23 protein-coding genes are annotated in these 26,209 nt (G+C 72.2%); 7 read left to right on the plus strand and 16 right to left on the minus strand.

Annotated elements, in window-relative coordinates:
* Window positions 1-183: 183 nt before the first annotated feature.
* From AC5L35_RS28490 to sbnA, 6 genes are all read right to left on the minus strand, one after another.
* Window positions 184-639 carry a hypothetical protein gene (locus AC5L35_RS28490; protein ID WP_495062798.1) on the minus strand — a complete coding sequence of 152 codons (456 nt, stop codon included), beginning with the start codon at window positions 637-639 and terminating at the stop codon, window positions 184-186.
* Window positions 636-1,268 carry a CPBP family intramembrane glutamic endopeptidase gene (locus AC5L35_RS28495; RefSeq protein WP_495062799.1) on the minus strand — a complete coding sequence of 211 codons (633 nt, stop codon included), beginning with the start codon at window positions 1,266-1,268 and terminating at the stop codon, window positions 636-638. The genes AC5L35_RS28490 and AC5L35_RS28495 overlap by 4 nt, the downstream gene beginning before the upstream one ends.
* Before the next feature lie 132 nt (window positions 1,269-1,400).
* The gene (locus AC5L35_RS28500; protein ID WP_495062800.1) at window positions 1,401-2,303 is read right to left on the minus strand and encodes a GntR family transcriptional regulator; all 903 of its coding nucleotides are present in this window, start codon (window positions 2,301-2,303) and stop codon (window positions 1,401-1,403) included.
* A 138-nt stretch (window positions 2,304-2,441) separates the two neighbouring features.
* Window positions 2,442-5,870: an ATP-binding cassette domain-containing protein gene (locus AC5L35_RS28505; protein ID WP_495062801.1), complete on the minus strand. Its 3,429-nt coding sequence runs from the start codon at window positions 5,868-5,870 to the stop codon at window positions 2,442-2,444.
* A 142-nt stretch (window positions 5,871-6,012) separates the two neighbouring features.
* Window positions 6,013-6,876: a hypothetical protein gene (locus tag AC5L35_RS28510; protein WP_495062802.1), complete on the minus strand. Its 864-nt coding sequence runs from the start codon at window positions 6,874-6,876 to the stop codon at window positions 6,013-6,015.
* Between the two features lie 176 nt (window positions 6,877-7,052).
* Window positions 7,053-8,039: a 2,3-diaminopropionate biosynthesis protein SbnA gene (sbnA, locus tag AC5L35_RS28515; protein WP_495062803.1), complete on the minus strand. Its 987-nt coding sequence runs from the start codon at window positions 8,037-8,039 to the stop codon at window positions 7,053-7,055.
* A 262-nt stretch (window positions 8,040-8,301) separates the two neighbouring features.
* Between sbnA and AC5L35_RS28520 the strand changes: the two genes are divergently transcribed.
* Window positions 8,302-9,387 carry a threonine aldolase family protein gene (locus tag AC5L35_RS28520; protein WP_495062804.1) on the plus strand — a complete coding sequence of 362 codons (1,086 nt, stop codon included), beginning with the start codon at window positions 8,302-8,304 and terminating at the stop codon, window positions 9,385-9,387.
* 279 nt (window positions 9,388-9,666) lie between these two features.
* Complete coding sequence (locus tag AC5L35_RS28525; protein WP_495062805.1) at window positions 9,667-10,950, plus strand: HNH endonuclease signature motif containing protein; 1,284 nt, start codon at window positions 9,667-9,669, stop codon at window positions 10,948-10,950.
* Between the two features lie 110 nt (window positions 10,951-11,060).
* On the opposite strand, the gene AC5L35_RS28530 is transcribed toward AC5L35_RS28525, so the two are convergent.
* Window positions 11,061-11,867 (minus strand): alpha/beta hydrolase, encoded by an 807-nt coding sequence (locus tag AC5L35_RS28530; protein WP_495062806.1) that lies wholly within the window; start codon window positions 11,865-11,867, stop codon window positions 11,061-11,063.
* Window positions 11,868-11,916: 49 nt separating this feature from the next.
* Here AC5L35_RS28530 and AC5L35_RS28535 point away from each other — a divergent pair, with 49 nt between their 5' ends.
* A complete protein-coding gene (locus tag AC5L35_RS28535; protein ID WP_495062807.1) occupies window positions 11,917-12,774 on the plus strand; it encodes an alpha/beta fold hydrolase in 858 nt (285 codons plus the stop codon).
* On the opposite strand, the gene AC5L35_RS28540 is transcribed toward AC5L35_RS28535, so the two are convergent.
* A complete protein-coding gene (locus AC5L35_RS28540; protein WP_495062808.1) occupies window positions 12,719-13,714 on the minus strand; it encodes a LysR family transcriptional regulator in 996 nt (331 codons plus the stop codon). The two genes, AC5L35_RS28535 and AC5L35_RS28540, sit on opposite strands and share 56 nt — an antisense overlap.
* Window positions 13,715-13,785: 71 nt before the next feature.
* Between AC5L35_RS28540 and AC5L35_RS28545 the strand changes: the two genes are divergently transcribed.
* A complete protein-coding gene (locus AC5L35_RS28545) occupies window positions 13,786-14,673 on the plus strand; it encodes an SDR family NAD(P)-dependent oxidoreductase (RefSeq protein ID WP_495062809.1) in 888 nt (295 codons plus the stop codon).
* Here the strand turns inward: AC5L35_RS28545 and AC5L35_RS28550 are convergent.
* From AC5L35_RS28550 to AC5L35_RS28570, 5 genes are all read right to left on the minus strand, one after another.
* Window positions 14,663-16,969, minus strand: a complete 2,307-nt coding sequence (locus AC5L35_RS28550; RefSeq protein WP_495062810.1) for a heavy metal translocating P-type ATPase — start codon at window positions 16,967-16,969, stop codon at window positions 14,663-14,665. The two genes, AC5L35_RS28545 and AC5L35_RS28550, sit on opposite strands and share 11 nt — an antisense overlap.
* A 23-nt stretch (window positions 16,970-16,992) precedes the next feature.
* The gene (locus AC5L35_RS28555) at window positions 16,993-17,928 is read right to left on the minus strand and encodes a DUF8832 domain-containing protein (protein ID WP_495062811.1); all 936 of its coding nucleotides are present in this window, start codon (window positions 17,926-17,928) and stop codon (window positions 16,993-16,995) included.
* A gap of 45 nt (window positions 17,929-17,973) precedes the next feature.
* Window positions 17,974-18,180 carry a heavy-metal-associated domain-containing protein gene (locus tag AC5L35_RS28560; RefSeq protein WP_495062812.1) on the minus strand — a complete coding sequence of 69 codons (207 nt, stop codon included), beginning with the start codon at window positions 18,178-18,180 and terminating at the stop codon, window positions 17,974-17,976.
* A gap of 129 nt (window positions 18,181-18,309) precedes the next feature.
* On the minus strand, window positions 18,310-19,224 hold the full coding sequence (locus tag AC5L35_RS28565) for an aminoglycoside phosphotransferase family protein (protein ID WP_495062813.1): 915 nt from the start codon (window positions 19,222-19,224) through the stop codon (window positions 18,310-18,312).
* Window positions 19,225-19,294: 70 nt separating this feature from the next.
* Complete coding sequence (locus AC5L35_RS28570) at window positions 19,295-20,206, minus strand: Vgb family protein (RefSeq protein WP_495062814.1); 912 nt, start codon at window positions 20,204-20,206, stop codon at window positions 19,295-19,297.
* 129 nt (window positions 20,207-20,335) lie between these two features.
* Between AC5L35_RS28570 and AC5L35_RS28575 the strand changes: the two genes are divergently transcribed.
* Entirely contained in the window at window positions 20,336-20,944 is a 609-nt protein-coding gene (locus AC5L35_RS28575) for a uracil-DNA glycosylase (protein ID WP_495062815.1), read from the plus strand.
* Window positions 20,945-20,947: 3 nt separating this feature from the next.
* On the opposite strand, the gene AC5L35_RS28580 is transcribed toward AC5L35_RS28575, so the two are convergent.
* The 3 genes from AC5L35_RS28580 to AC5L35_RS28590 form a co-directional block, all read right to left on the minus strand.
* Entirely contained in the window at window positions 20,948-22,003 is a 1,056-nt protein-coding gene (locus tag AC5L35_RS28580) for a lysylphosphatidylglycerol synthase transmembrane domain-containing protein (RefSeq protein ID WP_495062816.1), read from the minus strand.
* Between the two features lie 40 nt (window positions 22,004-22,043).
* Window positions 22,044-22,355, minus strand: a complete 312-nt coding sequence (locus AC5L35_RS28585) for a DUF3040 domain-containing protein (RefSeq protein WP_495062817.1) — start codon at window positions 22,353-22,355, stop codon at window positions 22,044-22,046.
* 389 nt (window positions 22,356-22,744) lie between these two features.
* On the minus strand, window positions 22,745-23,989 hold the full coding sequence (locus AC5L35_RS28590; RefSeq protein ID WP_495062818.1) for a M23 family metallopeptidase: 1,245 nt from the start codon (window positions 23,987-23,989) through the stop codon (window positions 22,745-22,747).
* 197 nt (window positions 23,990-24,186) lie between these two features.
* Between AC5L35_RS28590 and AC5L35_RS28595 the strand changes: the two genes are divergently transcribed.
* Together AC5L35_RS28595 and AC5L35_RS28600 are read left to right on the plus strand one after the other, a co-directional pair.
* The gene (locus tag AC5L35_RS28595) at window positions 24,187-24,498 is read left to right on the plus strand and encodes an antibiotic biosynthesis monooxygenase family protein (protein WP_495062819.1); all 312 of its coding nucleotides are present in this window, start codon (window positions 24,187-24,189) and stop codon (window positions 24,496-24,498) included.
* 35 nt (window positions 24,499-24,533) lie between these two features.
* Complete coding sequence (locus tag AC5L35_RS28600; protein WP_495062820.1) at window positions 24,534-26,168, plus strand: amidohydrolase; 1,635 nt, start codon at window positions 24,534-24,536, stop codon at window positions 26,166-26,168.
* Window positions 26,169-26,209: the final 41 nt, after the last annotated feature.

The raw sequence follows: 26,209 nt of genomic DNA on the forward strand, positions 1-26,209 counted from the left end.
TCAGGGCTGTATTTGGGTTGTCGGCCCGCCAGGTGTCCCCAGCGGTCGGCGAGCTGGGCCCACGGTCCGGTGGCGGCCACCCGGCCCTCCTCCGAGGACGACGACGCAGTCGGCGCGGGCCGGTGCGGACCGAGCACCGCCACGCGTGACCTTGACCGGCAACCTCGGATCACAAAACACGCCTCAGGCGTTGGCGGCGAGGTCCCAGCCGCTCAGGACGACCAGCAGGGCGAACACCTGAACGTGCCGAGGCAGGTCGGGCAGGGTGGCCACGGTGTCGTCGGCCTGCAGATGGGCACGGCGGATCGAGCCCGCCGGCCGGCCGTCGATCATGAGACGCTCCTCCGGACGCCAGAAGGAGGCACGCTCGAAGTCGTACGTGCGGCACTCAGCCTCGATCTTCCAGTGCTTACGGCCGGCCCGGGCCGCGACCGCGACCTCGGCGCCGACGGTGTGGTCGGTGAGCTCGTAGCGGGAGGCCAAGAAGTTCGTCCTCACCTCGAAGCCGCGGCCGTCCAGCTCGAACGTGCCGCCGGTGCGCCACGTCCTGGCATCCCACCGGGTCAGCGAGTGACCGTCGATGGTGATCTCGTAGTCGTTTGCCCAGAAGGCCTTGCGGGTGGCCTTCAGCTCGGTCATGCCGCGGCCGCCAGGATCAGCGCCAGCGCCTGCCCGATCAGGTTGTTGGTGACGTGAGCCAGTACCCCGGGCCAGACCGAACCGCTGCGGCGGCGGAGCTCGGCGGCGATCAGGCCGACGATCAGCGCGGTCACGAAAACGGCGTTCAGGCCGTGCATCAGGGCGAAGATCAGCGAGCTGCCGACGACACCGACGACCGCGCCGTAGCGCAGCAGCGCCGTGGTGACGACGCCGCGGAACAGGAACTCCTCACCGATCGGCGTGAGGACGGCCAGGAACAGGAACGACAGGATCAGCGTGAGAACTCCGCCGCCGGCCGCGTCGAGATACGGCTGCTGAATGTTCTCCGAGGGGCTGGTGAGGTAGTAGACGACCAGGCCGGCGACACGGGCGAGGACCGTGGCCACCAAGCCGCCGGCGATCCCGATCAGGAGCCAGCGGCCGGTCGACGGGCGTACGCCGAAATCGCGCCAGCTCAGGGAGCGGATGCGTGCGGCGACCGCGAATGCGGCGAGGCCTGCCACACCTGAGAGGGCGGCCAGGATGAGGCCGGCCGTTACCGGGCTGATTCCGTCAGTGACGCCCGTCCGATTGAGAGTGATCGGCAGGCCGTAGCCGACCAGTGCCAAGACGGCCAGACCGGCCAGGATCTCGGGCCAACCCGGTCGCTTCGTCTCGATCTGAGTGTTGGCGGACACGACAAACGACCCCCATACGTACTTTGCCTATGCCAAACACCCAGTAGCCCATCTTGTCCTAGCTCAAACCACGCGACTGCGGATCTCGTCCAGCACGGCACCGACCATCTGGATCGAGCCCTCGTCGAGCACGTTGCCGAACTCCACCACCTCGGTGTCCGGGCCGGCGACCGCGGCGAGGTCCGGTTCCTCACTCGGGACGACCAGCATCGCCAGGTCGGGACGAGGCTCAGTGGCCGCAGACGGGACGACGACCACCTCGGCGCGGCCGGCCGCCGCCAGCCAGTCCCTGACCTGTTCGGCCTGGTGCGGGGTCGAATAGCGGACGCCGGCCCGGGCGCCCTCGGGCAACCCGGCCACCTTCATCAGGGTCAGGATGTGCGGCGCCACGACGACCGCGACGGTCTCGATCTCCCGGCCGGAGGCGTGCGCCCAGCGCCGGACCTCAGCGAGGTGGAAGAACGTGGTGACCACCAGCTCGGCGTCTGCGGTGCTGGTGTCGAGTTCGGTGAGCAGGCTCGGGCGTACCTCGGCGTGCAGCCGGTCGGACAACTCCTTGGCGAAGGCAGAGGCACGTTCCTCGTTGCACTCGGCGAAGACCACCCGCACGTCGGACCCGGCCTGCCGGGCGATGACGTAGGCAGCGTCGCGTACCTCTTCCGGCGTCATCCCGCCGCGGACCGCCGCCAGCACCGCCTCGCGGAGATCGGAACGTCTCCGGGGCGGCTCTTCGGCGATCGTCGTCCCCGACGCGCCCCTGGTCTCGATCAGCTGGAGCTCGCGGAGCATCGCGTACGCCTTCGCGACCGTGTTGCGGTTGACACCCAGGTTGTCCGCGAGCCGGCGGACCGGCGGAAGGCGATCGCCCGGCCGCAGGCCACCGCCCTCGACCAGATACCGGATCTGCTCGACGATCTGGCGGTAGACCGGAGTTGCCGACGTCGCGTCGACGGTCAGCTCGCTCATCAGCCAACCCTATGTCCTAGGACGTTCACCTCGGGATCGTGCCGGTTGTGCTCAGGTCCGGGCGGAAGCTGCGCTAGACCAGCTCCAGCTCGCCCTTGGACTCATCGGAGGCGCGTCGAGCGGGCTGCTGCGAGTCGCTCAGCCCGCCAGGTGTCCCCAGCGATCGGCGAGCTGGGTCCAGGGTCCGGTGGCGGCCACCCGTCCCTCCTCCAGGACGACGACGCAGTCGGCGCGGGCCAGTGCGGATCTCTTGGAGCTGGCGCCCACGACGGTGACGCCGCGCCTGCGCAGCGCGTCCCACAGCTCCACCTCGGTGCGAGCGTCCAAGGCAGAGGAGACGTCGTCGGCCACCAGCAGCTCAGCGCCGGTGGCGAGGGCCCTGGCCAGCGCGAGCCGCTGGACCTGCCCGCCGGAGAGCCGCACCCCGCGGTGGCCGACCAGCGCCCCGTGGCCGCCCGCCTCCTCCACGTCGGTCTGCAGCCGGGCGTCCGCGACGGCGTCGGAGAACCCGCGGTCGTGGTCGAGGGCGATGTTGTCGACGAAGGACCCGGACAGCACCCGCGGTACCTGGCCGACGTAGGCGACCTGGCCCGGGCGGAGGAACAGTTCCGGGTCGTCGATCTCGCGGTCGTTCCAGCGGATGCTGCCCTCGTGGTCGACCAGCCCGGCCAGGCTGGCTAGGAGGCTGGACTTCCCCGAGCCGACCCGTCCCGTCAGCAGGACGAGGGAGCCCGCGTCCACGTCGAGGGTGACGCCGTCCGTTCCGACCGTGCCGTCGTCGTGGACCGCGGTCACGCCGTCCAGGCTGAGCCGCTTCAACGGCACCCGGCCGACGGCCGGTGGCGCGGGCGCCGCGCCGGTGGCCAGGTCCACCCCGGGGGGCAGGGAGATCAGGTCGTCGGCCCCGGACAGCTCCGACATGGCCTGCAGCCAGCGGCGCGCCACGGGCGTCTCGGTGACGGCCGCCCCGAACACCGTGCCGAACCAGCCCGAGCCGGCCACCGCCGTGCTCACCAGGAGCGCGGTGGCGAGGTCCCACACCCCGGCCAGGTGTGCCCACCAGGTGACGACCACACCCAGCTGGACCAGCAGTCCCGGCACGCCGTCGAGCAGCGTGCGCACCCGGTGCTCGTGGACCACCGCCGCCACCCGCTGCGCATCGACCTGGACCAGGTGGGACTGCACCGCGGACGTCGCGGCGGCCAGCTTCACCGTGCGGGCGGCGTCGAGTGCCGAGACCAGCGACGCGCCGAAGCGGGCCCTGGCGTCTCCGGCCTCGCGGCCCACCGCTCCCGCGAGCGGAGCACCGGCGGTGGCGGCCGCCGCCGACACGACCAGGATGCCGCCGATCACCGCTCCGGCCAGCAGACTGCGGGCGACGACCGCGGTGACCAGCACGACGCCCACCCCGTTGATCACGTCGACCCACCGGTCGCCGTAGATCACCAGCCGGTCCGAGTCGAGGGCCCTGGCGACGACCTCCCCCGGAGGCGTGCGCACCAGGCGGCGCTGCATCGTCTGCCCGCGCAACGCGGCGAGGCGCAGCCGCAGTGTCACCGCCGACCACCACAGCGGGTAGACGCGGAAGGCCAGTGCGATGGCCAGCGGGGCGACCAGGAGCGACACCGCGAGAGCGCCGGCTGCCGTCCACGCGGGGGTGCCCTGCTCCAGGGCGGTGACCAGCAGGCCCCACAGCCAGCCGGTCACGGCGCCGTATGACCCCAGCAGGGACGCGGTGAGGAACGCGAGCGCGCCCACCACGCCCCACTTCGGGTAGGCACGCAGCATCCGCAGCACCGTGCGCGCGAGACGGGGACGAACGGGGGCGGGCGCCGGCCTCGGCTCCCGACGCTCGCCGCGGCTGAGCAGGATCCCGGCCTCCGCGGGGCGCCCGGTCTCCCCGGCGGCGGCCAGCAGGTCGCGGAACGGCCCGGGCTCGGTGGCCAGCCGGGCGCGCGGCCCGTGCTGGACGACACGTCCCCGGTCGAGCACGGCCACGGTGTCGCACCGCCGCGTGGTGGAGAGCCGGTGGGCGATGACGATGCCGGTGCGGTCGGCGAGCAGCCGGTCGGTGGCCCGGGTCACGAGGCGCTCGGTCTGCGGGTCCATGCGGGCGGTGGCCTCGTCGAGGATCACGACCGCGACGTCGCGGACCAGCAGCCGGGCGAAGGCGACCAGTTGCTCCTCTCCCGCGGACAGCGTGCTGCCGCCGCTGCCCAGGCGGGTCGCCAGGCCGTCGGGCAGGGATCCCACCCACTCGGTCAGCCCCAACGCCTCGACGGCGCTCTCCACCGTGGCGCGCGGGACGTCGAGGAACAGGGTGATGTTCTCCTCGAGGGTCGCGGCGAGGATCTCCGTGCGCTGCGTGACCACACCCAGCGCCCGGCGCAGGTCCTCCATCGCCGTCGCCGTGACGTCCTGGCCGGCGACGAACACCGTGCCCGCCGGTGGCTCCAGAGCCCGCGACAACACCTTGGCCAGCGTCGACTTGCCGGCGCCGGTGCGGCCGACCAGCGCACACGTCGTGCCGGCGGCCACCGTGAGATCCACCGACCGCACGGAGAAGCCGCCGGGATACCCGACGGTGAGGTCGCGGAACTCGACAGCGGCCGGCCCGGCAGGCACGGGCGCGCCACCGACCGGCTCCTGTGGTGCGGTCAGCAGGCCGCCGATCCGTTGCAGGGCACCGAGGCCGGCCTGCACCTCCGGCAGGTGCTGGGTGACCTGGTTGAGCTGCCCGGCGAACGTCGTGACCAGCAGCCACAGGGTGACCAGCGCGGACACCTCCAGCTCGCCCCCGCCGACCAGTGCGGCGCCGCTCACGGCGAGGGCGGCGAGGGCACCGTGGACGACGAGTCCGGTGCGCAGGCCGACCTGGGTGGCGGCGGAGCAGGTGGCGGCCACGCGGTCCAGCACGTGCCGCGAGAGGCGCGCGTACTGGCGCACGACGTGCGGCTGCCCCAGCGAGGAGCGCACGTCGTCACGTCCGGCGACGGCCTCCTCCAGCTGGGCGGAGTGGTCGGACCACGCGGCCTCCTCGGCAAGCTTGCGCTCGGCCGTGAGCCGGGTGAGCGGGCGCACCAGCGCCACGGAGAGCAGCGCCACCAGCGGGAACCCGATCCAGGCAGGCCACCACGTCAGACCGGCGACCACCCAGGCCAGCACGGAGCGCAGCAGGGCCCGGCCCATGTTCCAGCCGGTGCGGCGCAGCAGCACGCCGACTTCTCTCGCGTCGTCGTCGACCCGGTCGAGCACCTCCCCGACAGCCAGTTCCTCGAGTGCCGGCAGCGGCTGGTGGAGTGCGGCGTCCAGCAGGTCGGCCCGCAGCCGGCCCTCGGCGCGGCCGACGACTCCGGAGAAGGCCGTACGCCCGGCCGTGTCCAGGAGGGTGGCCCCGAGCAGCAGGCAGGCGAGCAGCCCGACCAGCCAGGTGGTGGGTTGGTCGGCCAGCTGTCCGGCGACGACGGCCGCGAACGTCTCGGCCGCGGCGGCGACGCAGGCCACGACGACGGCGGCGGTGGAGGCGGGCTCGGCCAGCCGTCGCCAGGTCAGCCCTGCTGCGCGCACGTTCCCCCGCCCCCGGCACGGCCCGGCGACCGGGACCGATGGTGTTCGTCGGCCCGCACGCTAGCGCCGGAGTGCTGCTACCCGCCTCGGGTTTTCCGGGGCCTCCGCGCCCGTGGGACGGGGCAGAGCGCGCGTCGGAGGCTCAGCCGCCGATCTCGAGAGTGACCACGTCGGACACGGAGCGGCCGCCTCCGATGTCGCCGTCGACCACCAGCCGGGGCTGCTTCAGCGTGGCCCCGTCCTGGACGGTCGAGAGGATCAGCTGCTTGCCGGCGAGGGTGGCCTCTGCGGGGGTGACGGCGGCCGCGTAGTTGTCGGACCCGACAGCCACCACCGCCGTCCTCGACCGGACGGTGACTCCCGCGGCGCGCAGTGCCTGGGTCAGCGAGGGGCCGGACACGGTGTGGGTCTCCGGGCCCGTGGAGCCCGCGAACGTCACCGAGACCTCCTTCGCGGGAAGCCGGCTCAGCTCGTCCTCGGTCAGCGTCACGCGTCCGTCCGCGGTCACCACCTGCACCGAGCCCGGCGCGACCTTCGCGACTCCCGCGTCGGACACGGCGACCCGGACCGAGTCGACGTCGGAGATGCTGCGAGACCGGTTCGAGTCACCGGGCACCACCAGCCCGACGTCCGGGCCGTCCGCGGTGAGCACGGCCGGGTTCGCCCCGAACTTCGGGTCGAGCTCGCCCAGCGCGAAGGTGACGGCCTGCTTGTCGTGACCGGTGACGGTCAGCGTGACGCGCAGGTCGGTGTTGCGGCCGGCCGGCAGGGTCGGGGCGGACTTCTCGATCACGTCCTGCAGGGACACCCCGGTGACCGTCAGCGGTCCGTCGCCCGGCTCCACGATCGCGAACTTCTGCTCGCCGAGGTCGGCGAGCTCAGCCGCGGTGTAGGTGGCCGGGGAACCCACGTCGCCGGTGACCGAGACCGTGTCGGCCTCGACCGGTGCGGCGTATGCCGGTGCCGACACCGTGGCCAGCGACAATGCTCCGGCCACGGCCGTCACCGCGATTACCCGAGAAACGGTCAACCTTCGCACTTGTGCTGGTCCCCCTCTTTTTGCCCACCGGACAGATGTCATGAACGCGAACCTGCGGCAGCATCGGCCCGGTGAGACTATCGCCGCGCGTCGAGCGGGAGGTCTCCGGTGGAGCGGGTCTGCGGCGCACGCGGCCGCTCCGATCAGGCGACCCGTTGAACGGCGGCCCGCTCGGGGGAGGCGAGCACGTCCTCGCCGTAGAGGTCGTGCACCCAGTTGGTCTGGTAGACGGTGTCGAGGTAGCGCTCGCCGAGGTCCGGGGCGATCGCCACCGCGGTGAGGTCGCCGTCGTCGTGCCGGGCCAGCCAGTCCATCGCACCGCTGACCACGGTGCCGGTGGAGCCGCCGAACAGGAACCCGCGGCGGGCCAGCCGATGGCAGGCGCGGATGGCGTCGGCCTCCTCGACGTGCACCACCTCGTCGACGAAGGACTCGTCGAGCAGCGGCGGACGGATGTTCATACCCAGCCCGGGGATCATCCGGCGGCCTTGCGGGGTGCCGAAGGACACCGAGCCGACACTGTCCACTGCGATGATCCGCACCGGCCGGCGCCGGTTCCGGAAATAGCGCGCGCAGCCCATGAGGGTGCCGGTGGTGCCGGCCCCTACGAACAGCACGTCCAGGTTCGGGAAATGGCGGTCGATGGCGGGCGCCGTCGTGCGGAAGTGCGCCTTCCAGTTGGCCTCGTTGCTGTACTGATTGAGCCACACGTATCGGTCGTCGGAGGCCCGCAACGCGTGGATGTAGTTGATCCGTGCGCCGAGGTAGCCGCTGTCGGGATCCGGCTCGGTGATGATGTGCACCTGGCTGCCCAGAGCCTCCATCAGCCGCCTGGTCGCCAGGTTGCAGCGGGAGTCGGTGACGCAGATGAAGCGGTATCCCTTGTTCGCCGCGATCATGCTCAGCGCCACGCCCAGGTTCCCGGACGAGGACTCGACCAGCACCGATCCCGGCCGGAGCACCCCGTCCCGCTCGGCGGCCTCCACCATCTCGGTGGCGGCCTTCAGCTTGATCGACCCGGCGAAGTTGAACCCCTCGCACTTGAGGAAGAGCGAGCGTCCGAAGACCGTTTCGAGGTCGACGTAGAGGTCGTCCTCGTTGAAGCCCTGGGGAACGGATATGACTGGCACGATGGATCTCCTCAGCTGCGATATCAGGACTTCGGGCGTCTGGTGACGAGAAATATGATTCGTCCGGAGACCCCGTCCGGGCCAGCGGGGCAACCCCCGATACCGAGGGGTCGGCACCCGTAGGGAACGGGTGGTTTTCCCCGCGATCCGGGAGGCGTCCCGCAATTTCCCGAGCACGGCGGTAGGGAATTCCCTACCTTTCGCGTGGTGGCCGTGGGTCCGGTCTGGGAGCCGCGGAGCACCCCGACCGTAGGGTGCCGCCGTGGCCGGTCCCGAGATTCGCCGTTCCCTGTACTCGCACGCGCACCTGCGTCGGATGCCAGCGCTCGTCCTGCAACGGATGATCGACTACCTGCCACCCGACACCCCGCCCAGCGGTCCGGACGGGCCGGTCGCGGTGCTGGAGCAGCGGATCGCCGACCTGCTCGGTACCCCGGCGGCGCTGTTCTTCCCGACCGGTGCGATGGCCCAGCAGGTGGCGTTGCGGGTGCACGCCGGGCGCAGCGGTCGCGTCACCTTCGCCGCGCACCCGACGAACCACCTGACGATGTGGGAGCAGCAGGGATTCAGCGCCGTCCACGGACTGCGGTACCACCCGGCCGGTGACCCGAACCAGCTGTTGACGGTCGAGGATCTGGCAGCCGTCGCGGAGCCGCTGGCCGCCGTGGTGCTCGAGCTGCCACAGCGGGAGATCGGCGGTCAGCTCCCGGACTGGGACGATCTCGTCGCGCAGGTCGACCTGGCCCGCGAGCGCGGGGCGGCGGTGCATCTGGACGGGGCACGGCTGTGGGAGGCGCAACCGCACTACGAGCGCTCGTTCGCGGAGATCGCCGCCCTGTTCGACTCCGTCTACGTCTCGCTCTACAAGGGCTTGCAGGGTGTGCGCGGCGCGGTGCTGGCCGCCGACCGGAGCATCGTCGACGAGGCCGCGGTGTGGCGGCACCGGCTGGGCGGCGCGATCCCGGAGGCATGGCCGTTGGCCGTGTCCGCGCTGATCGGGCTCGACGACCTCCTGCCGCGGATGCCCGCCTTCCGGGACCACGCGGTCGCCATCGCTGCCGCGGTCAACGCCGGCACGGAGGCGTCCACGGTGCCGGCGCAGCCGCTCACGCCGTTGTTCCACGTTCATCTGCCCGTGTCGAAGGACGCGGCAGATCGAGCACAGGAGGAGATGCTCGCCGAGCACGGCACGCAGCTGTTCTCCCGCACCCGTACCTCACCCGATCCGAACCGCTGCGTGTTCGAGGTGTCCGTCGGCGAGAACGCCATGGAGTTCACGCCCGACGAGGTCGTCGGCCTGCTTCGCGAGCTGCTCGACCGGGCGGCCGGCCGCGCGATGACCCCCTAGCTGTAATGCCCAGGCGGGTTGTTGACCCGGCTGGTGAGTGGGTGGCCGCGGTGGGTTTTCTCGTCGGGGTGGATCTCGGCGTAGGCCGAGCTTCTTCGCATCCACGTGCACCAGCTCGCCCGGGCGGGCGTGTCCGCAGCGGTGGATCACCGTGCCGGTGGGGGCGGTCGAGCCAGGCCGGCCGGGCGAGTCCGGCAGGCCTCCGCCACGAGCGCTGAACGGGCGTTGACCTGCGACGACTAACAGTGATTCGAACATCTGTTCGAGTATGATGGAGGGGTGTCGGACAGCCCGCTCGCCACCGCGCATCGCCTCCTGGTCGAGGCGATCGACGCGCTGTGCGCGGCCGCTGAGTCCGGTGCCACCGACGACGACCTGCTCTCCGCCCTCACCCTGTGCGAAGGCACCAGCAGACGGTTGGACCGGGTCGTCGTCGCCACCGTGTCCACGCTGGAACGGCGCGGCACGTTCGCCGAGCGCGGCTACAAGTCCACCCCGGCCGCGCTGGGCGATCTGCTCGGGTGGGAACGGTTCGAGGCCCGTCACCGGGTGGTCGCCGCCGAGCAGGTGTGCCCGCGGGTGAGCCTCGACGGCACCGCGCTGCCCGCGCGGCTGGCCGCCACGGCAGAGGTGTTCGCGGCCGGGCAGACGGGTCTGCGGCACGTCGCGGTGATCGCCCGCGTGCTCGCGACCCCGGCCGCGGAGCGGCTCACGCCCGAGGTGTGGGCCGGTGCCGAGGCTCAGTTGGCGGAGAAGGCGGGCGTGTATACGCCATCGGAGTTGCAGGCTTGGGGTATCGCGCTGGTCGAGGCCCTCGACGAGGACGGCCCAGAACCCGACGACCGCCCACCCGCTGCGGTCAGCGAACTGCACCTGACCCGCCACCGCGGCAAGCCCGGCGGCACCCTCAAGGGCCGGTTCGACGACGCAGCCATGTTCGACGCCATCGCCACCGTGATCGACGCCCACGCCCGGCCCGTCACCGCCGACGAACCCCGCAGCCCCGCCCAACGGCAGGCCGAGGCCCTGGCTGATGTGTGCGGGTACGTGCTCGACCACGGTGACATTCCCGAATGCGGCGGGCGGCGCCCGCACCTGACCGTGCTGATCCGCCTCGAAGACCTGGAGAACCGGGCCCGCGCCGCCTACCTGGACTTCGGCGGCACCCTCACCCCGCAATCGCTGCGGATGCTGGCCTGCGACGCCGCGGTCGCCCCCATCGTGCTCAACGGCACAGGCCAACCCCTCGACGTCGGGCGGGCCACCCGCACCATCCCCGACGGCCTACGCCGCGCCATCGCCGCCCGCGACCGCGGCTGCGCCCGACCCGGCTGCGGCCGACCCGCATCCTGGTGCGAGGTCCACCACATCAAAGCCTGGCAGGACGGCGGCGACACCGCCCTGCACAACTGCGTCATGCTCTGCCGGGCCTGCCACCGCCTGCTCCACCACTCCGACTGGCAGGTCCGCATCCGCGACGGGCTCCCCGAGTTCATCCCACCCGCCTGGATCGACCCCCAACGAAGACCACGCCGAAAACCGCTCCTGCACCTCGCCGCGTAAGGGGTCGAGCAGATGGACGCGGTTGGCGGAGCCTCTGTGATCACTGGGGGGACATGGGGGGACACATGTCCTCAGGCCGACACGCCGTCAACAACGCACGGGCACTACACCTAGCCGCTGACCCGCCGGACGGCGTCGACGACCTGTGGCCCGTGCCCCAGTTCGGAGTCGTTGTGCCGGGCTTCCGGTACCTCGACGTACGAGGCGCCTGCGGCGTCGGCGACGGCGCGGCTCTGTGCCGTCGGCACGATCTCATCGGCTCCTCCGGCCACCACGATGGTCCGCACGGTCACCGACCCGACGGTCTCCCGGACCGGAAAGCGGTCCCGCAGCAGCGCGCGGGCGGGCAGGAACGGATAGTGGAGCGATCCCATGTCGGCGAGCGAGGTGAACGGGCTGCGCAGCACCAGCCCGCCGACGGGTCGCTCCACCGCGAGCCGGGTGCCGACGGCTGCGCCGAGGCTCTCCCCGAACAGCACCATCCGCGCAGGATCCACCCCGCGCTCGGCGACGAGGTGCCGGTACGCGGCCCGCGCGTCGGCCGCGAGGCCCTCCTCCGTGGGTGAACCGGGATTGCCGCCGTAGCCCCGGTAGTCGAGCAGCAGCACGTCGAACCCCTCGGCGGTCAGGGCGCGGGCGAGCGGGACGCGAACCGCCCGCGAGCCGGCGTTGCCGGGGAGGACCAGCACGGTGGTGCCCGTGGCCCGAGCGGTCGCGGGCGCGTACCAGGCGGCGAGGTCGAGCCCGTCCTCGGTGCGCACGTGCACGGTGGATCCGCCGGCGAGCACCTGCTCGGGCGCCGTGCCCGGCGTCCCCGATGGCAGGTAGACCAACCGCCTCTGGAACGCCCAGGCCAGCGCGGCCACCACGACGGCGAGCACCACCAGCGCGACGACGACGCGCAACGCTGTGGCCACCCGGCGCAGTCTGCCCGAGCGAGCTTTTGATGGCGTGCATAATCTAACTGTGGATTCCGCAGGGGAGAACGGCAGCGTCATCGGCGAGAGGATGGTCGCACTCGGCAACGATGTGAGCCTGCAGGTCGCCGAGATCGGTGAGGGCGAGCCGGTGGTCCTCCTCTGCGGCACCGGCCAGCACCACTGGATGTGGGCGCCGTTGCTACCCGCGCTGTGTCCGCGGTTCAGGGTGATCAGCTACAACCACCGTGGCATCGGCGACTCCGAGCGCGGCGCCGGGCCGCTCGGTATGCGATCCCTCGCCGACGACCTCGCCGAACTGCTCGACGCCCTGTCGGTGAACCGCGCCCACGTCATCGGCTGGTCCTTGGGCAGTGCCGTCGCCCAGGAGTTCGCCGTCAGCCACCCGGCGCGAGTCGCGTCGCTCGTGCTGGCCTGCACCTGGGGGCGGACCGACCAGTTCCAGCACGCCGTGTTCACCGGGTTGTCCCATCCCTGGCGCACCGGCGACCGGGCCGCCGGTCTCACCGCGATGCGCATCGTGTTCTCCCCGGAACTGCTCGTCTCCGGACGTTTCGTACCGGTCACGGCCCAGCTCGACACCATGTTCCCGAGCACCCCGTCGCAGATGTCGGCGATGGTCGAGCAGTGGGACGCCGACGGCGCCCACGATGCCCTCGACCGCCTGGGGGCGATCGAGTCCCCGACACTGGTGATCTCCGGAGAACAGGATCTGCTGACCCCGGCCCGTTCCGGTCGCGCCGTGAGCGACCGCATTCCCGGCGCGCGCTTCGAGCTGCTGACCGGACCCGGCTCCAGCCACGGGCTCATGTGGGAGCGCACCGAGGAGTTCACCTCACTGGTGTCGAGGTTCCTGGCCGGTCACCGGGGGCGTGGGAAGGCATAGTGCGGTGGCCGCCGAACTGGTGCGCCGGGCCGGTGTCGGCGGCCGCGGCGCGCAAGGCATCGGCAAGGCGGGCGGCCGGCTCGGACAAGGGGCGCGGGAGCCGAGCCAGGAGGACGCGCCGCTGTTCCTGCGAGCCGCCGCGCACCGTGAGGACGCGCACTCCGGGTGGCACCGCCGGTACGAGTGAGCCGGGCAGGGTGGTCACCCCGCATCCCGCGGCGACGAGATGCAGCTTGGCCAGCCAGTCACGGGCCGTGTGCGTGATCTCGGGCCGTTCGTCCAACCCGGGCCAGACCCCCAGCCGGTCCTGTTCCCGGGTGGAAGGGCTGGCGATCCACCGCTGACCGCGCAGGTCGGCGACGTCCACCGAGTCGGCTGCGGCGAGCGGGTGGGTGGCGGGCACCGCGACCTGCAAGCTGCGTTCGGCGAGCACCTCCAGTTCCAGCGAAGGTGTCTCGCTGTCGGGCGGCCGGAACGGCGGCACCGACGCCACCACGGCGAGATCGACAGTGCCGGCCCGCAGGGCGCGGACCAGGGCAGGTGTGCTGCCCTCCCGGGAGCTCACGGTGATGGCGGGGTGGGTCCGGCGCAGCGCGGCCAGCGCTCGGGGCACCAGGAGGGCGCCTGCACTGGTGAACCAGCCGAGCCGGACCGTGCCCACCTCGGTGGGCAGGCCCGCGAGCTCGCGGGCCGTGGCGTCGATCTCGTCGAGCACGGTCGCGGCCCGGCGCAGCACGACGTGCCCGGCGGGGGTCAGACGCACCCCGTCGTGGCGCCGCTCCAGCAACGTGGTGCCCGCCGCGCGTTCGAGCGTGGCGATCTGCCGGGACACGGCGGACTGGGTGTAGCCGGCCGCGGCCGCGGCCGCGGTGAGGGTGCGGCGCTCGGCGACCTCACGGAAGACCCTCAACGTGACCAGCGAGACGTCCGTGAAGTCCATGCGGTCCACGCATACCAGGTGTTCACAATTCTCGTTGGTCGCATGGGTCCCGGCCCTCATAGCGTGGGGGCGTGACAACGCCACGCATCGCACTGGTCACCGGTGCGAACCAGGGACTCGGCTTCGCGCTCGTCGAGGGGCTGGGAGCCCGCATGGGCCCGGACGATCTCGTGCTGCTCACCGGGCGCAATGCCGGACGCGTCGCGGACGCCACCTCGCGCGTCGTCACGGACGCCGCCACGAGGAGCCACGTGGAAGGCAGGGTGCTCGACGTCAGCGACTCCGGCGCCGTGGCCCGGCTGGCCGCCGAGCTCGACGACCGCTACGGCGGAGTGGACATCGTGATCTCCAACGCGGTCGCCAGGGTCACCCCGGACCGGTCCCAGCCCGATCAGGCCGACGAGGCCATCGGCGTCGCCAACGGCGGCACCCATGCGGTCCTGCGCTCGTTCGGCCCGGTGCTGCGACCCGGCGGACGGCTGATCGTGGTGGCCAGCTCGCTGGGCACGCTCGGCCACCTCGACCCCCGGCTCCACGCCCTGTTCGACGACGCCACGCTGGACGAGGTCGAGCAGGTCGTCGAGTCGTGGCGCGAGGCCGTCCACGCCGGGACGGCCGAGGCGCAGGGCTGGCCGCGTTGGCTCAACGTGCCGTCCAAGGTGGCCCAGGTCGCGGCCGTGCGGGCCGTCGCAGCGCAGCGTCGGGCGACCGATCTGCCCGTTGGCACGCTCGTCGCGGCCGTCTGTCCGGGGCTCGTGGACACCCCGACCTCCCGGCCGTGGTTCGACGACTTCAGCCGGGCACAGACCCCGTCGACGGCGGCCGAGGCCGTGCTCGACCTGGTGCTGTCCGACCACATCGATCCCGCCGCCTACGGCGAGCTGGTCCGCTTCGGCCGGGTGCTGCCGTGGCACGGCGGCACCCCTCCGCGGTCGCAGGACCAGCTGCTCACCCGCTGACATGGCGGGAGGTGAACCCGCGCAGCCGCAGGCTGTTGCCCACCACGAAGGCTGAGCTGAACGCCATCGCGGCGCCGGCCAGCATCGGGTTGAGCAACCCGGCGGCGGCCAGGGGCAGCGCGGCGACGTTGTAGGCGAAGGCCCAGAACAGGTTGCCCCTGATCGTGGTCAGGGTCCGTCGGGCCAGCCGGATCGCGTCGGCGGTGGCCCGGAGGTCGCCGCGGACCAGGGTGATGTCGCCCGCCTCGATCGCGACGTCGGCGCCGGTACCCATGGCCAGCCCGAGGTCGGCCTGGGCGAGCGCGGCAGCATCGTTCACGCCGTCACCGACCATCGCCACGACCTTGCCCTGCTCCTGCAGCCGCTTGATCACCTCGACCTTGTCGGCGGGCAGCACCTCCGCGATCACGGTGTCGGGGCCGGGCTCGATGCCGACCTCGGCGGCGACCGCGTGCGCGACGGCCGTGTTGTCGCCCGTCAGCAGCACGGGGGTGAGGCCAAGTGTCCGGAACTGGGCGATGGCCTGCGCCGAGGTGGGCTTGACGGTGTCGGCGACGACCAGCACGGCCCGGGGGGTGCCGTCGACGGCAACGGCGATCGCGGTGCGGCCCTGCGCCTCGGCCGCGGCCTTCGCCGCGGCGAGATCGTCGGGCAGGGGCTGGCTCCACCGCTCCAACAGCTCTGCCCGCCCGACGAGCACGGCGTGCCCGTCGACCACACCCTGGACCCCGAGCCCCGCGTGGTTGGCGAACTCCTCGACCTCCGGCAGGGCACCGACGCGTTCGGTGGCGCCGCGGGCGATCGCGGCGGCGATCGGGTGCTCGGAGGCGTTCTCGAGCGCCCCGGCCAGCCGCAGCACGCCGTACTCGTCGACGTCGTCGACACTGTCCGCGGCCGCCTCGGCCATGGTCACCGCGACGAGGCTCATCCGCCCCGTCGTGACGGTGCCGGTCTTGTCGAGCACGACGGTGTCGACCCGGCGGGTGGACTCCAGCACCTCGGGACCCTTGATCAGGATGCCGAGCTGCGCGCCCCGTCCCGTGCCCACCAGCAGTGCGGTGGGCGTCGCCAGACCCAGCGCGCAGGGGCAGGCGATGATCAGCACGGCCACCGCAGCGGTGAACGCGGCTGCGGCCCCGCCACCCGTGCCGAGCCAGAAGCCGAAGGTGGCCGCGGCCAGTGCGATGACGATCGGGACGAACACGCCGGAGATCCGGTCGGCGAGCCGCTGCACCGGTGCCTTGCCGTTCTGGGCGTCCTCGACCAGCCCGGCCATCCGGGCGAGCTGGGTGTCGGACCCGACCCGGGTGGCCACCACGACCAGCCGGCCCGCGATGTTGACCGTGGCTCCGACGACCGTGTCGCCGTGCCCGACCTCGACCGGAACCGACTCCCCGGTGAGCATCGAGGCATCGACGGCCGAGACTCCGGCCTCCACCACGCCGTCGGTGGCGATCTTCTCTCCGGGGCGGACGACGAACCGGTCGCCGACGGCGAGCTGGTCGGCCGGGACGCGGACCTCGACGCTGTCCCGGAGGACGGTGACCTCCTTGGCGCCCAGTTCGAGCAGCGCGCGCAGGGCGGCGCCGGCGCGGCGCTTGGCGCGGGCCTCGAAGTAGCGCCCGGCCAGGATGAACGTGGTGACGCCGGCGGCAACCTCGAGATAGATGTTCCCGGTGCCGTCGCTACGGCTGATCGTCAGCTCGAACGGATGGGTCATGCCGGGCACGCCTGCGGTGCCGAACAGCAGGGCGAAGAGCGACCAGAGGAACGCCGCGAGAACCCCGATCGACACCAGGGTGTCCATGGTCGCGGCGCCGTGGCGCAGGTTGACCCAGGCCGCCCGGTGGAACGGCCAGGCCGCCCACGTCACCACCGGCGCGGCGAGCGTCAGCGAGATCCACTGCCAGTAGGTGAACTGCAGAGCCGGGATCATCGCCATGGCGACCACCGGCACCGCGAGCGTGGCGCTGGTGATCAGGCGGTGGCGCAACGGCAGCGTCGCGTCCGGCTCCTCGGGCCCGGACGAGCTGCCGGTGGCTGCCGGCGGGGAAGGCAGGGTGGCGGTGTAGCCGGCGGCCTCCACCTGTGCGACGAGCGTGGCCGGTGCGACGCCGGCAGGCGCGCTGACCTTGGCCTTCTCGGTGGCGTAGTTGACCGTGGCGGTGACCCCGTCGAGCTTGTTCAGCTTCCGCTCGATCCGGTTCGCGCAGGACGCGCAGGTCATGCCGCCGATGGTGAGCTCGATGCCGGTGGTGGTGGTGGCGTCCGTGGGCGCCGTGGTGGTGGTGGTCATCGTTCCGGATGCGCCTTTCACGATCAGTGGCCGTGGCCGTCGCTGTGACCGGCGGGCGGTGCGACGTCCGCGATCGCGGCGCCGGTCGGCACGGTGAACTCCGCGGTGCGGACGACGTCGCCGTGCCGGAAGTCCAGGAACAGCCGGTAGGTGCCCGCGCTGGGGACCGCGGCCATGAACGAGATCTGTGGTCCCGCCGCGGTGCGGCCGTCCCCGGGTGCGCCGTCGGGATGGACGTGCAGGTAGGCGAGGTCGCCCTCGCGCAGCGCGACCAGGTGCCCGTAGGCGGCGAGGTAGGGCTGCAGGTCGTCGACCGGGCGGCCGTCCTTGCTCACCGTCAGCGTCACCGGTGAATCCCGCCCCGGCACGAGCTCACCGGTCAGCCCGACGGTGTACCCGTCGACCTGGGCCGTCCGGCTCGCCGCGTGCGTGACGGGCTCGAAGGCCCCCGCGGCGACCAGGTCGACGCCGAGCGTCGTGCCTTCTGACCCGGTGGGGGTGAAGTCGGCGAACGCGCGGTAGGAGCCCGCGGTCGGGAGGGTGAGTGGCACCCGCCACGTGCCGTCGGCTCCCATCTCGGGGTGGACGTGCTGGTAGGCGGTGGTGTCGCGGCGCACGACGATCAGGTGCATCCGCTTGTCGTGCTCGACGTCGAACGCGGTGACGGGCTTCCCGTCGGGCCCGGTGATGCGGAAGGCGAACTCGGTGGGCGTTACGGGGGTGAGCCTCGGGTCGGTGGGCGTGAAGGTGTAGCCGGCCCTGCTCGACGCGAGGCCGCCCGGCTGGTCCGGCGCGGCCACCACCACGGTGTCCGCGGTCGGGGCGGGCACTGCGCCGGACACGCCGGGGTCGGCAGAGGCGACGGAGCGGGGGCCGACAGCGCTTCCGGCCGCGTATCCGGCGCCCACGAGCAGGGCGAGTGCCGCGCCGTATGCGGCGAGTTTCGCGGTGGTGTTCATGTCCTTGTCCGTCCTGGTCGGTCGCGGTTGCCGGTGGGCAGCGGGTCAGCCGGCGAGCCGGTATCCGGCCTGGGCGACCGCGGCTTCGACCGCCGCGGCGTCGACCGGCCGGTTGCTGGTGACGGTGACCGCGCCGGTCGGCAGGTCAACTGCCACGCCGACCACGCCGTCGATCTCGCTGATCTCCTCGGTGACCGACGCGACGCAGTGCGCGCAGGTCATTCCGGTGACGGTGTAGGTGTTCTCGCTCATCAGAGGGGTCCTTTCGTCAGGTACGGGTAGGGGGTACCTGTATCTGCGAACGGGACGCTAGCACCGGGTGCGGGGTCGGACGAAGAAGATCAGTCGAACGGAGCAGTACCCCTGGGGGGTAACCGAGGATCAGAAACCGACGCCCGCCGAGACCACCAGGTGTTCGGCGATGACGTCGTGCGCGATGCGGGCCGCGTCCACAGACACGGCGAGCGGGACGTCCGGGGAGTCGATGGTGATGAGCGCCTTCCACAGGGCCCAGCCCCGGGCCCGTGCCCACATCGCGTCGTCGGCAGGCATCAGGGACCGGAACGTCTCGCGGCTCTCGCCGTGGAAGAGCGTCCACGTGATGACGAGGTCGCAGGCCGGGTCGCCCACCCCGCACGTGCCGAAGTCGATGACCGCGGCGAGGCGGCCACGGTCATCGACGAGGAGGTTGTTGGACGCGATGTCGCCGTGGAACCAGACCGGCGCCCCGGTCGAGGACGCCGCGAGGGCGGCGTTCCAGGCGTCGGTCGCGCCGGCACCGTCGACCCGCGAGCCGAGCGACTCGACGGCCTCGCGCGTCTCGGCGTCGTAGACCTCGAGCGGGGCGCCACGGAAGAAGCAGTGGGCGCCTGCCGCCGGCCCACCTGCCGCGTCGACGTGCTGCAGCGCCACGAGGAACCCGGTGAGATCCCGGGCGAAGCCGACGAGGTCGCCGACCCGTCCGGGAGTGGCGAGGTCCCCGTCGATCCAGCGGCGGACCGACCACGGCCACGGGTACTCGTCGGTCGGCGCGCCGAGGGCGAGCGGGACGGGGATCGGGAGCGGCAGGTGGGGTGCCAGCCGCGGCAGCCAGGTGTGCTCCTTCGCGACACTCTGCACGTAACCCGCGGCGCTCGGGAGCCGCACCGTCATGGTGTGCCCGAGGCGGAAGGTGCGGTTGTCCCAGCCGTCCACCTCGACCGGCACCACGGGGAGGTCGGCCCACTCGGGGAACTGTGCGGCGACCAGGCGCGCGGCGAGGGCGGCGTCGATCCGGTCGCGGTGCATCGCGAGCATCGTGGCGCTCCCGCGCTGCCCGTGGCGACCGATTTCGCGGGCTCGCGGGCTCACCCGCAGAGATGTGAGCTCACCAGGTCCGGGGAAGGCCGGGGTGCAGGCGTGCGATGTCTCCGCTCTCCAGGGCCACCAGGACCGAGTCGTCCGCCGCCATGGCGACACCGTGCGGCTCGTCGCCCTCGTGGAACGTGTGGAGTTCCGTGATCTCACCGCGCTCGGAGATGCGGGCCACCGCGTGGGCGGACCAGAGGGTGAGCCAGCATCCACCGGCGCGGTCGGAGGTGATGGCGTGGGGTCGCGCCGAGCGGTCCGGCAGGTCGAACTCCTGGAGATCTCCCGCAGGTGTCATGCGGCCGACGCGCCCGGCGTTGATCTCGACGAACCAGATCGCGGCCGTGTCGGCGGTGATGCCGACGGGCCCGCAGGCGGGGTCGGGCAGCCGGTGCAGGGTGATCGACCGGGCGGCGTCGATGCGTCCGATGGCGCCCACCCGGTTGAGCGTGAACCACAGCGCGCCGTCGGGACCCGGAGTGATCATCGAGGGCATCCCGCCGGCGTCGGGCAGGGCGGTCATGGACACGTTCCCGTCGAGGTCGAGGCGGCCGATTGCCTCGGCGCCGATCGCCGTGAACCACAGCGCCCCGTCGGGTCCGGCGGTGAGGCCGTACGGCCCGGCTCCGTCGGGGACGGCGAAGCTCCGCCGGGTTCCGTCGCCTGCGATGCGGTCGATGCGGTCGTCCCCGTTGCGGGTGACCCACAGAGCACCGTCAGGCCCGATCGCCGGCTGGGACGGGCGGCAGGCCGGGTTGCCGAGATCGTGGATCTCGACCGGTCCGGCGGCAGGCAGCCGGGCGACCTGCCCGGAGTGGACGAGTGTGGTCCAGGCGGCGTCCTGCGAGTCGACGACCACCACGTACGGGCCGCTGCCCGGCACACCCAGCGGCGTGCGGGTGATCTTCCTGATGAAATCCGCCTTCGCCACGAGGCCCTCTCCTCCGCCGTACGACAATCGCCGCGTGCAGTAGAGCGGAGCATTGTCGTCGCTGTCTCGCCAATACGCTGTTGTCCGGCCGCCCAGCCGATCGGGCATGCTGCCGCGATGCCGAGGAGAATGGCCGATCCCGTTTTCCGGGCGGCTCAGGAGGCCGGCCGGTATGCCCCGCACGTGCGTCCGATCAACGAAATGGTCGACGCACTGCGCGGTGATGCGCGCGGCTGGATGCCCCACGTCGCTCCGCTCCACGGCGGCACCACGGCTCGCGTGCTCAGCATCCTGCGCGATCCCGGGCCGGCCACCCGGGACGGTGCGGGATCAGGGTTCCTGTGCATCGAGAACGACGACCCGACTGCCGAGCGGCAACTGCAGATGTTCACCGACGTCGGTGTCGGGGCCGCAGACATCACGCCGTGGAACGCCTACCCCTGGTACATCAACGCCGCTCCCCGGGCGGCCCAGCTGGATGCGGGTGTGGCGCCGCTGGTGCAGCTTCTCGAGCTCATGCCCGACATCCGTGTGGTGTTCCTGCAGGGCAGCCACGCCCGAGCCGGCTGGACGCGCCTGACCAGGCGGCACCCGGGGCCTGCCCGGCGGGTCGAGAAGGTGGTCGCGACGTTCCACCCCGGCCGCCAGGCGCTCTTCCACCGCGACCCCGAGGTGCGTCGCGCCCGAGCGGAGCACCGGGAGAGCGCCTATCGCGACGTCGCGGCCCTCATCCGCTGACCGTCAGCCGCGTGCCTCGCTGAGCTCGGGTGCGTGGCGGTGGAGGTGGAGCGGCGCGGTGTGGATCCAGAACGCGTACACGATCCAGCCCAGCATCGCGAGACCCAGCCACGTGATCGACCGGTAGATCAGCACACTGGCCGCCGCCGGACCGGCGGCGACACCGGAGGTCACCAGCGCGGCGAGCAGGCTCGTCTCGGCCAGGCCGGCACCACCGGGAGAGATCTGCAGGGCGATGCTGCCCTGCACGAGCAGGAAGCCCACCAGCAGCACTCCCCAGGGCACCGGGGCGCCCACCGCGGCGACGCTGGCAGCCAGGCTCAGGAAGTCCAGTACCCACGTGAACGCCGCCAGCGCGGTGAGGCCGAGCCATTGGCCGACGCTCGGCTGCAGGAGCGTGATCCGGGTGGACAGCCGCTGGGAGACCTCGTCGGCGCGCACCGTCCAGGCATCGCGGCACGTGTGGCAGACCCCGGGTATCCAGCGGGCCACCAGCACCACCAGGTGCAGAGTGCTCCGCAGCACGGCGGGATGCGTGACCACCTTCCACGCGCCGACGGAGCCCAGGATGATCACCAGGGCGAGCACCACGGCAAGGGCGAGCGGGATGTGGCCGGCCATGCCGAGTCCGACGACACCCAGCACCAGCAGGGAGAGCGTGGCGAGCACGCCGGCCATGAGCACCGACCAGGACGCCAGGGCCGAGTCGATCCCACGGCGTCGCAACTGGTCGATCGCGTAGACGATGGCACCGGCGCCGCCGACGACGGGCACCGTGGTGGACACGGCGTTCTCGACGAAGTTGATGCCCTGCACCGTGGTGAACGGCAGGGTGCTCCCGCCAACGCGGAGTAGCTGCCGGTGCAGCTCGCCGTACAGGACCAACGGCGCGAGCCCGCACACGACCGCGACCATGAACCATTCCCACCGCAGGTGGTCCAACTGTCCGATGGCGGCGCCGGCCTCGGCGGCCAGGCCGGGCACCAGCCAGGCCAGGTAGCCGATCGCCGCGCCCACGACCGCCCAGTGCGCGATCGTCTGCCAATGCTTCTTGAGCATCAGAGCCGTACCGGCGTCGTCTGCTGGTCGTTGCCTCTGGTCACGTCCCCGGCCGGTTTCGGTTCGATCGAGCGTTCCTGTGAAGTGATCGCTTCTTCGCCATGATCAGAAGAAACGGATAGATCGCGAGCAGGGCAATCCCTCCTGCAGCGGAAGGTGCGGCAACACCGATCGCCAGCCCGGCCACCCACAGTATTACAGATGTGAACAGGGTGACGTAGGAGATGAGCCGCCACGGAGAACGCTGTGGCCCCATTGGTGCGGCGAGCCTGCGGGCCAGTTCGGGATCACTTCTTCGCACTGATTCTGCAATCCTGCTCAACTGCAGGAAGTCATTGTGATCAAGGCTCATGGGTTGATCACCGACGGCGGCCGGGCCGGCTCGTGCTCCGTCATGGACGTGGGATCCTCTCCGGGGGTCACGGGGGCCGACCTGCGGCTCGTCGGGGCGGCACGATGGTGACGAGCACTGCGTTGAACGCTTCGGTACGGCTGGGGTGGGTGCCGATCGCATCGCAGAGCGCGGCCCGCCGTGACGCTGTGCCGCACGGCGACAGCAGACCGCATTCATGATCTCCCGCGCGTCGATGCGGAGGAGCGGGGCGCCGAGGATCTCGTCCGTGTCGGCGTCGATCACGAACTCATGAGCCCGCAGGTTTCCCTTCCAACATACGCGCGAGACATCGCCATGAGCTGTGTCACGATCTTTGCCGCCCACCCCACGAGCGGCCGGAGGGCGGGTCAGGAGAAGGTCACGAGCACGCGGTCGAGCGGCATCTGGTCCCGGTGCGGGCCGTCGCCGGGGAGGGGCTGCACCGGCAGGGGGCGCGTGGTGTTCTCCAGCTCGTCGAAGGCTGCGGTGGAGGTGATCTGCCCGGTGGTCGTGAACGAGTCGATGACGTAGGGCACGCCTTCCGAGGTGAGCGGCGACGGCCCGTCCATCACGTGGAAGTGCAGGTGGGGCGCCGACGTGTTGCCGGAGTTGCCGACCACCCCGAGCTGCTGGCCCCGGGTGACCCGCTGTCCTTCGTTGACGACGATGGAGCCGTTCTGCAGGTGTGCGTAGAGCATGTAGAGGCCGCCACCGATGTCGATGATGACGCTGTTCCCGTCGGCTACCGCGGGGGTGGTGGTCGCGGGCAGCGCACCGGGCTTCTGGTCGGGCAGGCCGTTCTCCACGTGGACGACGGTGCCGTCGGCGGCTGAGATCGTGCGCTTTCCGTAGATCGTGTAGTCGGCGGGGTCCGCCGGGTCGTCTCCGGTGACGGTGCGGTTCCGGTCGTCGAGCTGCTCCCAGTCCACGGCGTACCGCTGGGCCAGCCATACCCGGTTGTCGATGGGCAGCGGTGCCCGGCGATGCCGCGGGGAGTCGCAGCAGCTGTCGGCGGCGATGTAGCGGGCACCGGGTTCGAGCGGTGGGCCCAGGACGGGCGGCGTGAGCGGCGAGACGGGGACGGAGGCCGGCCCCACCGTCGCGGTTCCTCCCGGCAGGCCGGGGCCGGAGACCGTGACCCGGTTGTCGAGGCGGTCGGGGACGTCGGACCGCACGGGGAACTCGAGCGTGACGTACAGCGTGGCCGTCTGCGCCTCGGTGAGCTGCTGGACGCCACCGCGCTCCGCGGGCTGGGCGAGCGCTGCGGCGACCTGGGCCTGGTCGAGGGTCTGGAGAACCGCCCCGGACGGGGCCAGCACCTCGGCCGTCGTCGGGGTCAACGTGAGCGGTGTGGTGTTCTCCAGCGCCAGCTCGTAGGTGACGATGACCTTGCCGTCGGAACCGGTGAACGGCACGACAGGTCCCCGGGCCGTCACGAGCAGCGGTGTGAGCGCCGTGGCCGTCGTGGTCGTCCGGGACTCACCGCTGACCGGGCTGGTGGTGGGGGCTGCCCGGGGCTCGGCCGGTCTCGGCGCTGCCACGCACCCCGTGATCACCATCGCCGCGGCGGCGAGCAACCCGGCCGCTGCCGTTCGACGCCGCGACGCTGCCATCACCGCTCCTACTCGGGCGGGCGCACGTTGTCCCCCCGGCCGCGGCGCCGGACTCGGAAAAGCTCTACCGGGGGTACTCGGCTGTGGACCGGGGGCGTTACCGGCTGCCGGTACCCGTCCCGCCGGTGTACGCGTGAGTGAGATCGAGTGCCGCGGGAACCCTGGTGCGTCACCGCGCGGAAGGGGAAGTGATCCACATGATGACCGTCATCACGGAAGTGACGCTCGAACCCGGCTCCGAACCTGAGTGGGACGCCGCGATGCGGGAGCGGCTGGCGACCGCACGGGGCCGCCCGGGATGGGTGGGTGGCCAGCTGCTCATCCCGCTCGACGGGCAGAACAAGCGCGTGGTCGTCGGCACGTGGCAGAGCCGTGCGGACTGGCAGGCGTGGCACGAGGAGGGCGCGTTCGCCGAGACGCGCGCCCGGATGGAGGGCCTGCAGGAGGGCGAGAGCGCGGTGACCTGGCACGAGGTGGTGGTGGAGGCGCGCGGGGAGTCGACGGACTGATGCCGGGCAGGCACGCGTCGGGGTAGAGAGGAGTCATGACAGACGCGAAGGCCGCCGACCTCGTGGTGCGAGCCGGCACCGTGCACACGATGGACCCGGCCGCTCCGCTCGCGACGGGTGTCGCGATCCGGCAGGGCCGGATCGTCGCGCTGAGCAGGGGCCTTGGCGAGTGGGACGGGCTCGCCGACCTGGTCGGACCGGAGACCACGGTGCTGGACGACCCCGCCCTCGTCGTGCTCCCGGCGTTCGTCGACACCCACAACCATCTGATGTTCGCGGCCCGCAACGTCCTCGGGGTGCCGGTGTCCCGGGCCCGGGACATCCCGGAGTTCGTCGAGCTGATCCGCCAGCGCGCCGCGCGCACACCGGCGGGGAGCTGGGTGGTGACCGCCGCCGACTGGCACGAGGTGCGGCTGGCGGAGCGCAGGATGCCGACGGCGACGGAGCTGGACCGCGCCACCACCGACCACCCGGTCCTCGTCGTGCGCGGCGGGCACAACGGCGTGCTCAACTCGGAGGGGATGCGCCTGGCGGGCATCGGGCCCGACACCGCCGACCTGCCGGGCGGCTTCATCGACCGCGACGCCGCGGGCCGGCCGACCGGATGGGTGCAGGACACAGCGCTGGAGCTCGCCCACCGCGTGGTGCCCCCGGTACCCACCGAGCTGCTCGCGAACGGCCTGGCCCAGGCGGCGGCGGAGTACGCGGCGCACGGCCTCGGCACCGTGCGGGACCCGGCCGTCACCCCGCCGGAGTGGCAGGCCTACGTCAGCGCCGCGGCGGCCGGACGCCTGTCGGTCCGCAGCCACGCGATGATCTGGACCACTCCGGCGGCGATCGAGGCCGCGGGGTCCATGGACGCCTACCTCGACGGGCTCGAGGCCGAGGACATCCGGCCGCGCACCGGCGCCGGCCTGCTGCGGGTCTGGGGCCTGAAGATGGTGCTCGACGGCGGGGTGGAGGCCGCCGCGCTGGAGCGACCGTACGCCGACCGGCCCGGCTACCACGGCGAGCTGATGTGGGACCTCGACATCCTGACGCAGGTGCTGGCCGTGGCGGTGCGGCGGGGTTGGCCGACCGGAGTGCACGCTTTCGGCGATCGTGCCGTGGCGGTGCTGCTCGACGCGGTGCGGGCGGTGAAGAGCCGGACCGGGCCGCTCCCGCCGGGGATGCTCGTGGTCGAGCACGGCGGTCTCATGGGTGACCGGGTCGCCGACGCGGCCGAGCTGGGAGTCCCCATCACCGTGCAGCAGGCGCTGCTCGAGGGGTTGGCCGAGCCGCTGGTGGCTGCCTGGGGGGTCGACCGGGTGGCGGACATGTTCCCGCTCCGGGAACTGCTGGACGCGGGAGCGCGCATCAGCGCGGGTACCGACCACCCGATCGGTCCGCTGGATCCGCTGCGGGGGGTCCACGGCATGGTCACCCGGCGGACGCCTGCCGGGTTGCTCGGCGCGGGTCACGCCATCAGCCGGATCGAGGCGTTGCACCTCTACACCACCGCGGGGGCCCGGCTGCTCGGCGGCGGAGCCACCGGGACCCTCGTGCCCGGCGCCCCGGCCGATCTGGTCGCCTACCCCACCGACCCGTTCACCCATGAGCTGGACGAACTGCTGGGCCTGTCGCCCGCCGCCACGGTGGTGGACGGCCGGGTGGTGCACCTCAGCGGGTGAGCCAGTCCGCGACATGGTCACATATCGCTGTTCCGGAGCCG

Source organism: Pseudonocardia sp. OZ21, assembly GCF_059359135.1.

Coding starts and splice junctions, on each gene's coding strand:
- AC5L35_RS28490 (WP_495062798.1), bottom strand. CDS start 639: ATGACCGAGCTGAAGGCCACCCGCAAGGCCTTCTGGGCAAACGACTAC.
- AC5L35_RS28500 (WP_495062800.1), bottom strand. CDS start 2,303: ATGAGCGAGCTGACCGTCGACGCGACGTCGGCAACTCCGGTCTACCGC.
- AC5L35_RS28540 (WP_495062808.1), bottom strand. CDS start 13,714: ATGGACTTCACGGACGTCTCGCTGGTCACGTTGAGGGTCTTCCGTGAG.
- AC5L35_RS28550 (WP_495062810.1), bottom strand. CDS start 16,969: ATGACCACCACCACCACGGCGCCCACGGACGCCACCACCACCACCGGC.
- AC5L35_RS28555 (WP_495062811.1), bottom strand. CDS start 17,928: ATGAACACCACCGCGAAACTCGCCGCATACGGCGCGGCACTCGCCCTG.
- AC5L35_RS28560 (WP_495062812.1), bottom strand. CDS start 18,180: ATGAGCGAGAACACCTACACCGTCACCGGAATGACCTGCGCGCACTGC.
- AC5L35_RS28565 (WP_495062813.1), bottom strand. CDS start 19,224: ATGCTCGCGATGCACCGCGACCGGATCGACGCCGCCCTCGCCGCGCGC.
- AC5L35_RS28575 (WP_495062815.1), top strand. CDS start 20,336: ATGGCCGATCCCGTTTTCCGGGCGGCTCAGGAGGCCGGCCGGTATGCC.
- AC5L35_RS28580 (WP_495062816.1), bottom strand. CDS start 22,003: ATGCTCAAGAAGCATTGGCAGACGATCGCGCACTGGGCGGTCGTGGGC.
- AC5L35_RS28585 (WP_495062817.1), bottom strand. CDS start 22,355: ATGAGCCTTGATCACAATGACTTCCTGCAGTTGAGCAGGATTGCAGAA.
- AC5L35_RS28590 (WP_495062818.1), bottom strand. CDS start 23,989: ATGGCAGCGTCGCGGCGTCGAACGGCAGCGGCCGGGTTGCTCGCCGCC.
- AC5L35_RS28595 (WP_495062819.1), top strand. CDS start 24,187: ATGATGACCGTCATCACGGAAGTGACGCTCGAACCCGGCTCCGAACCT.
- AC5L35_RS28600 (WP_495062820.1), top strand. CDS start 24,534: ATGACAGACGCGAAGGCCGCCGACCTCGTGGTGCGAGCCGGCACCGTG.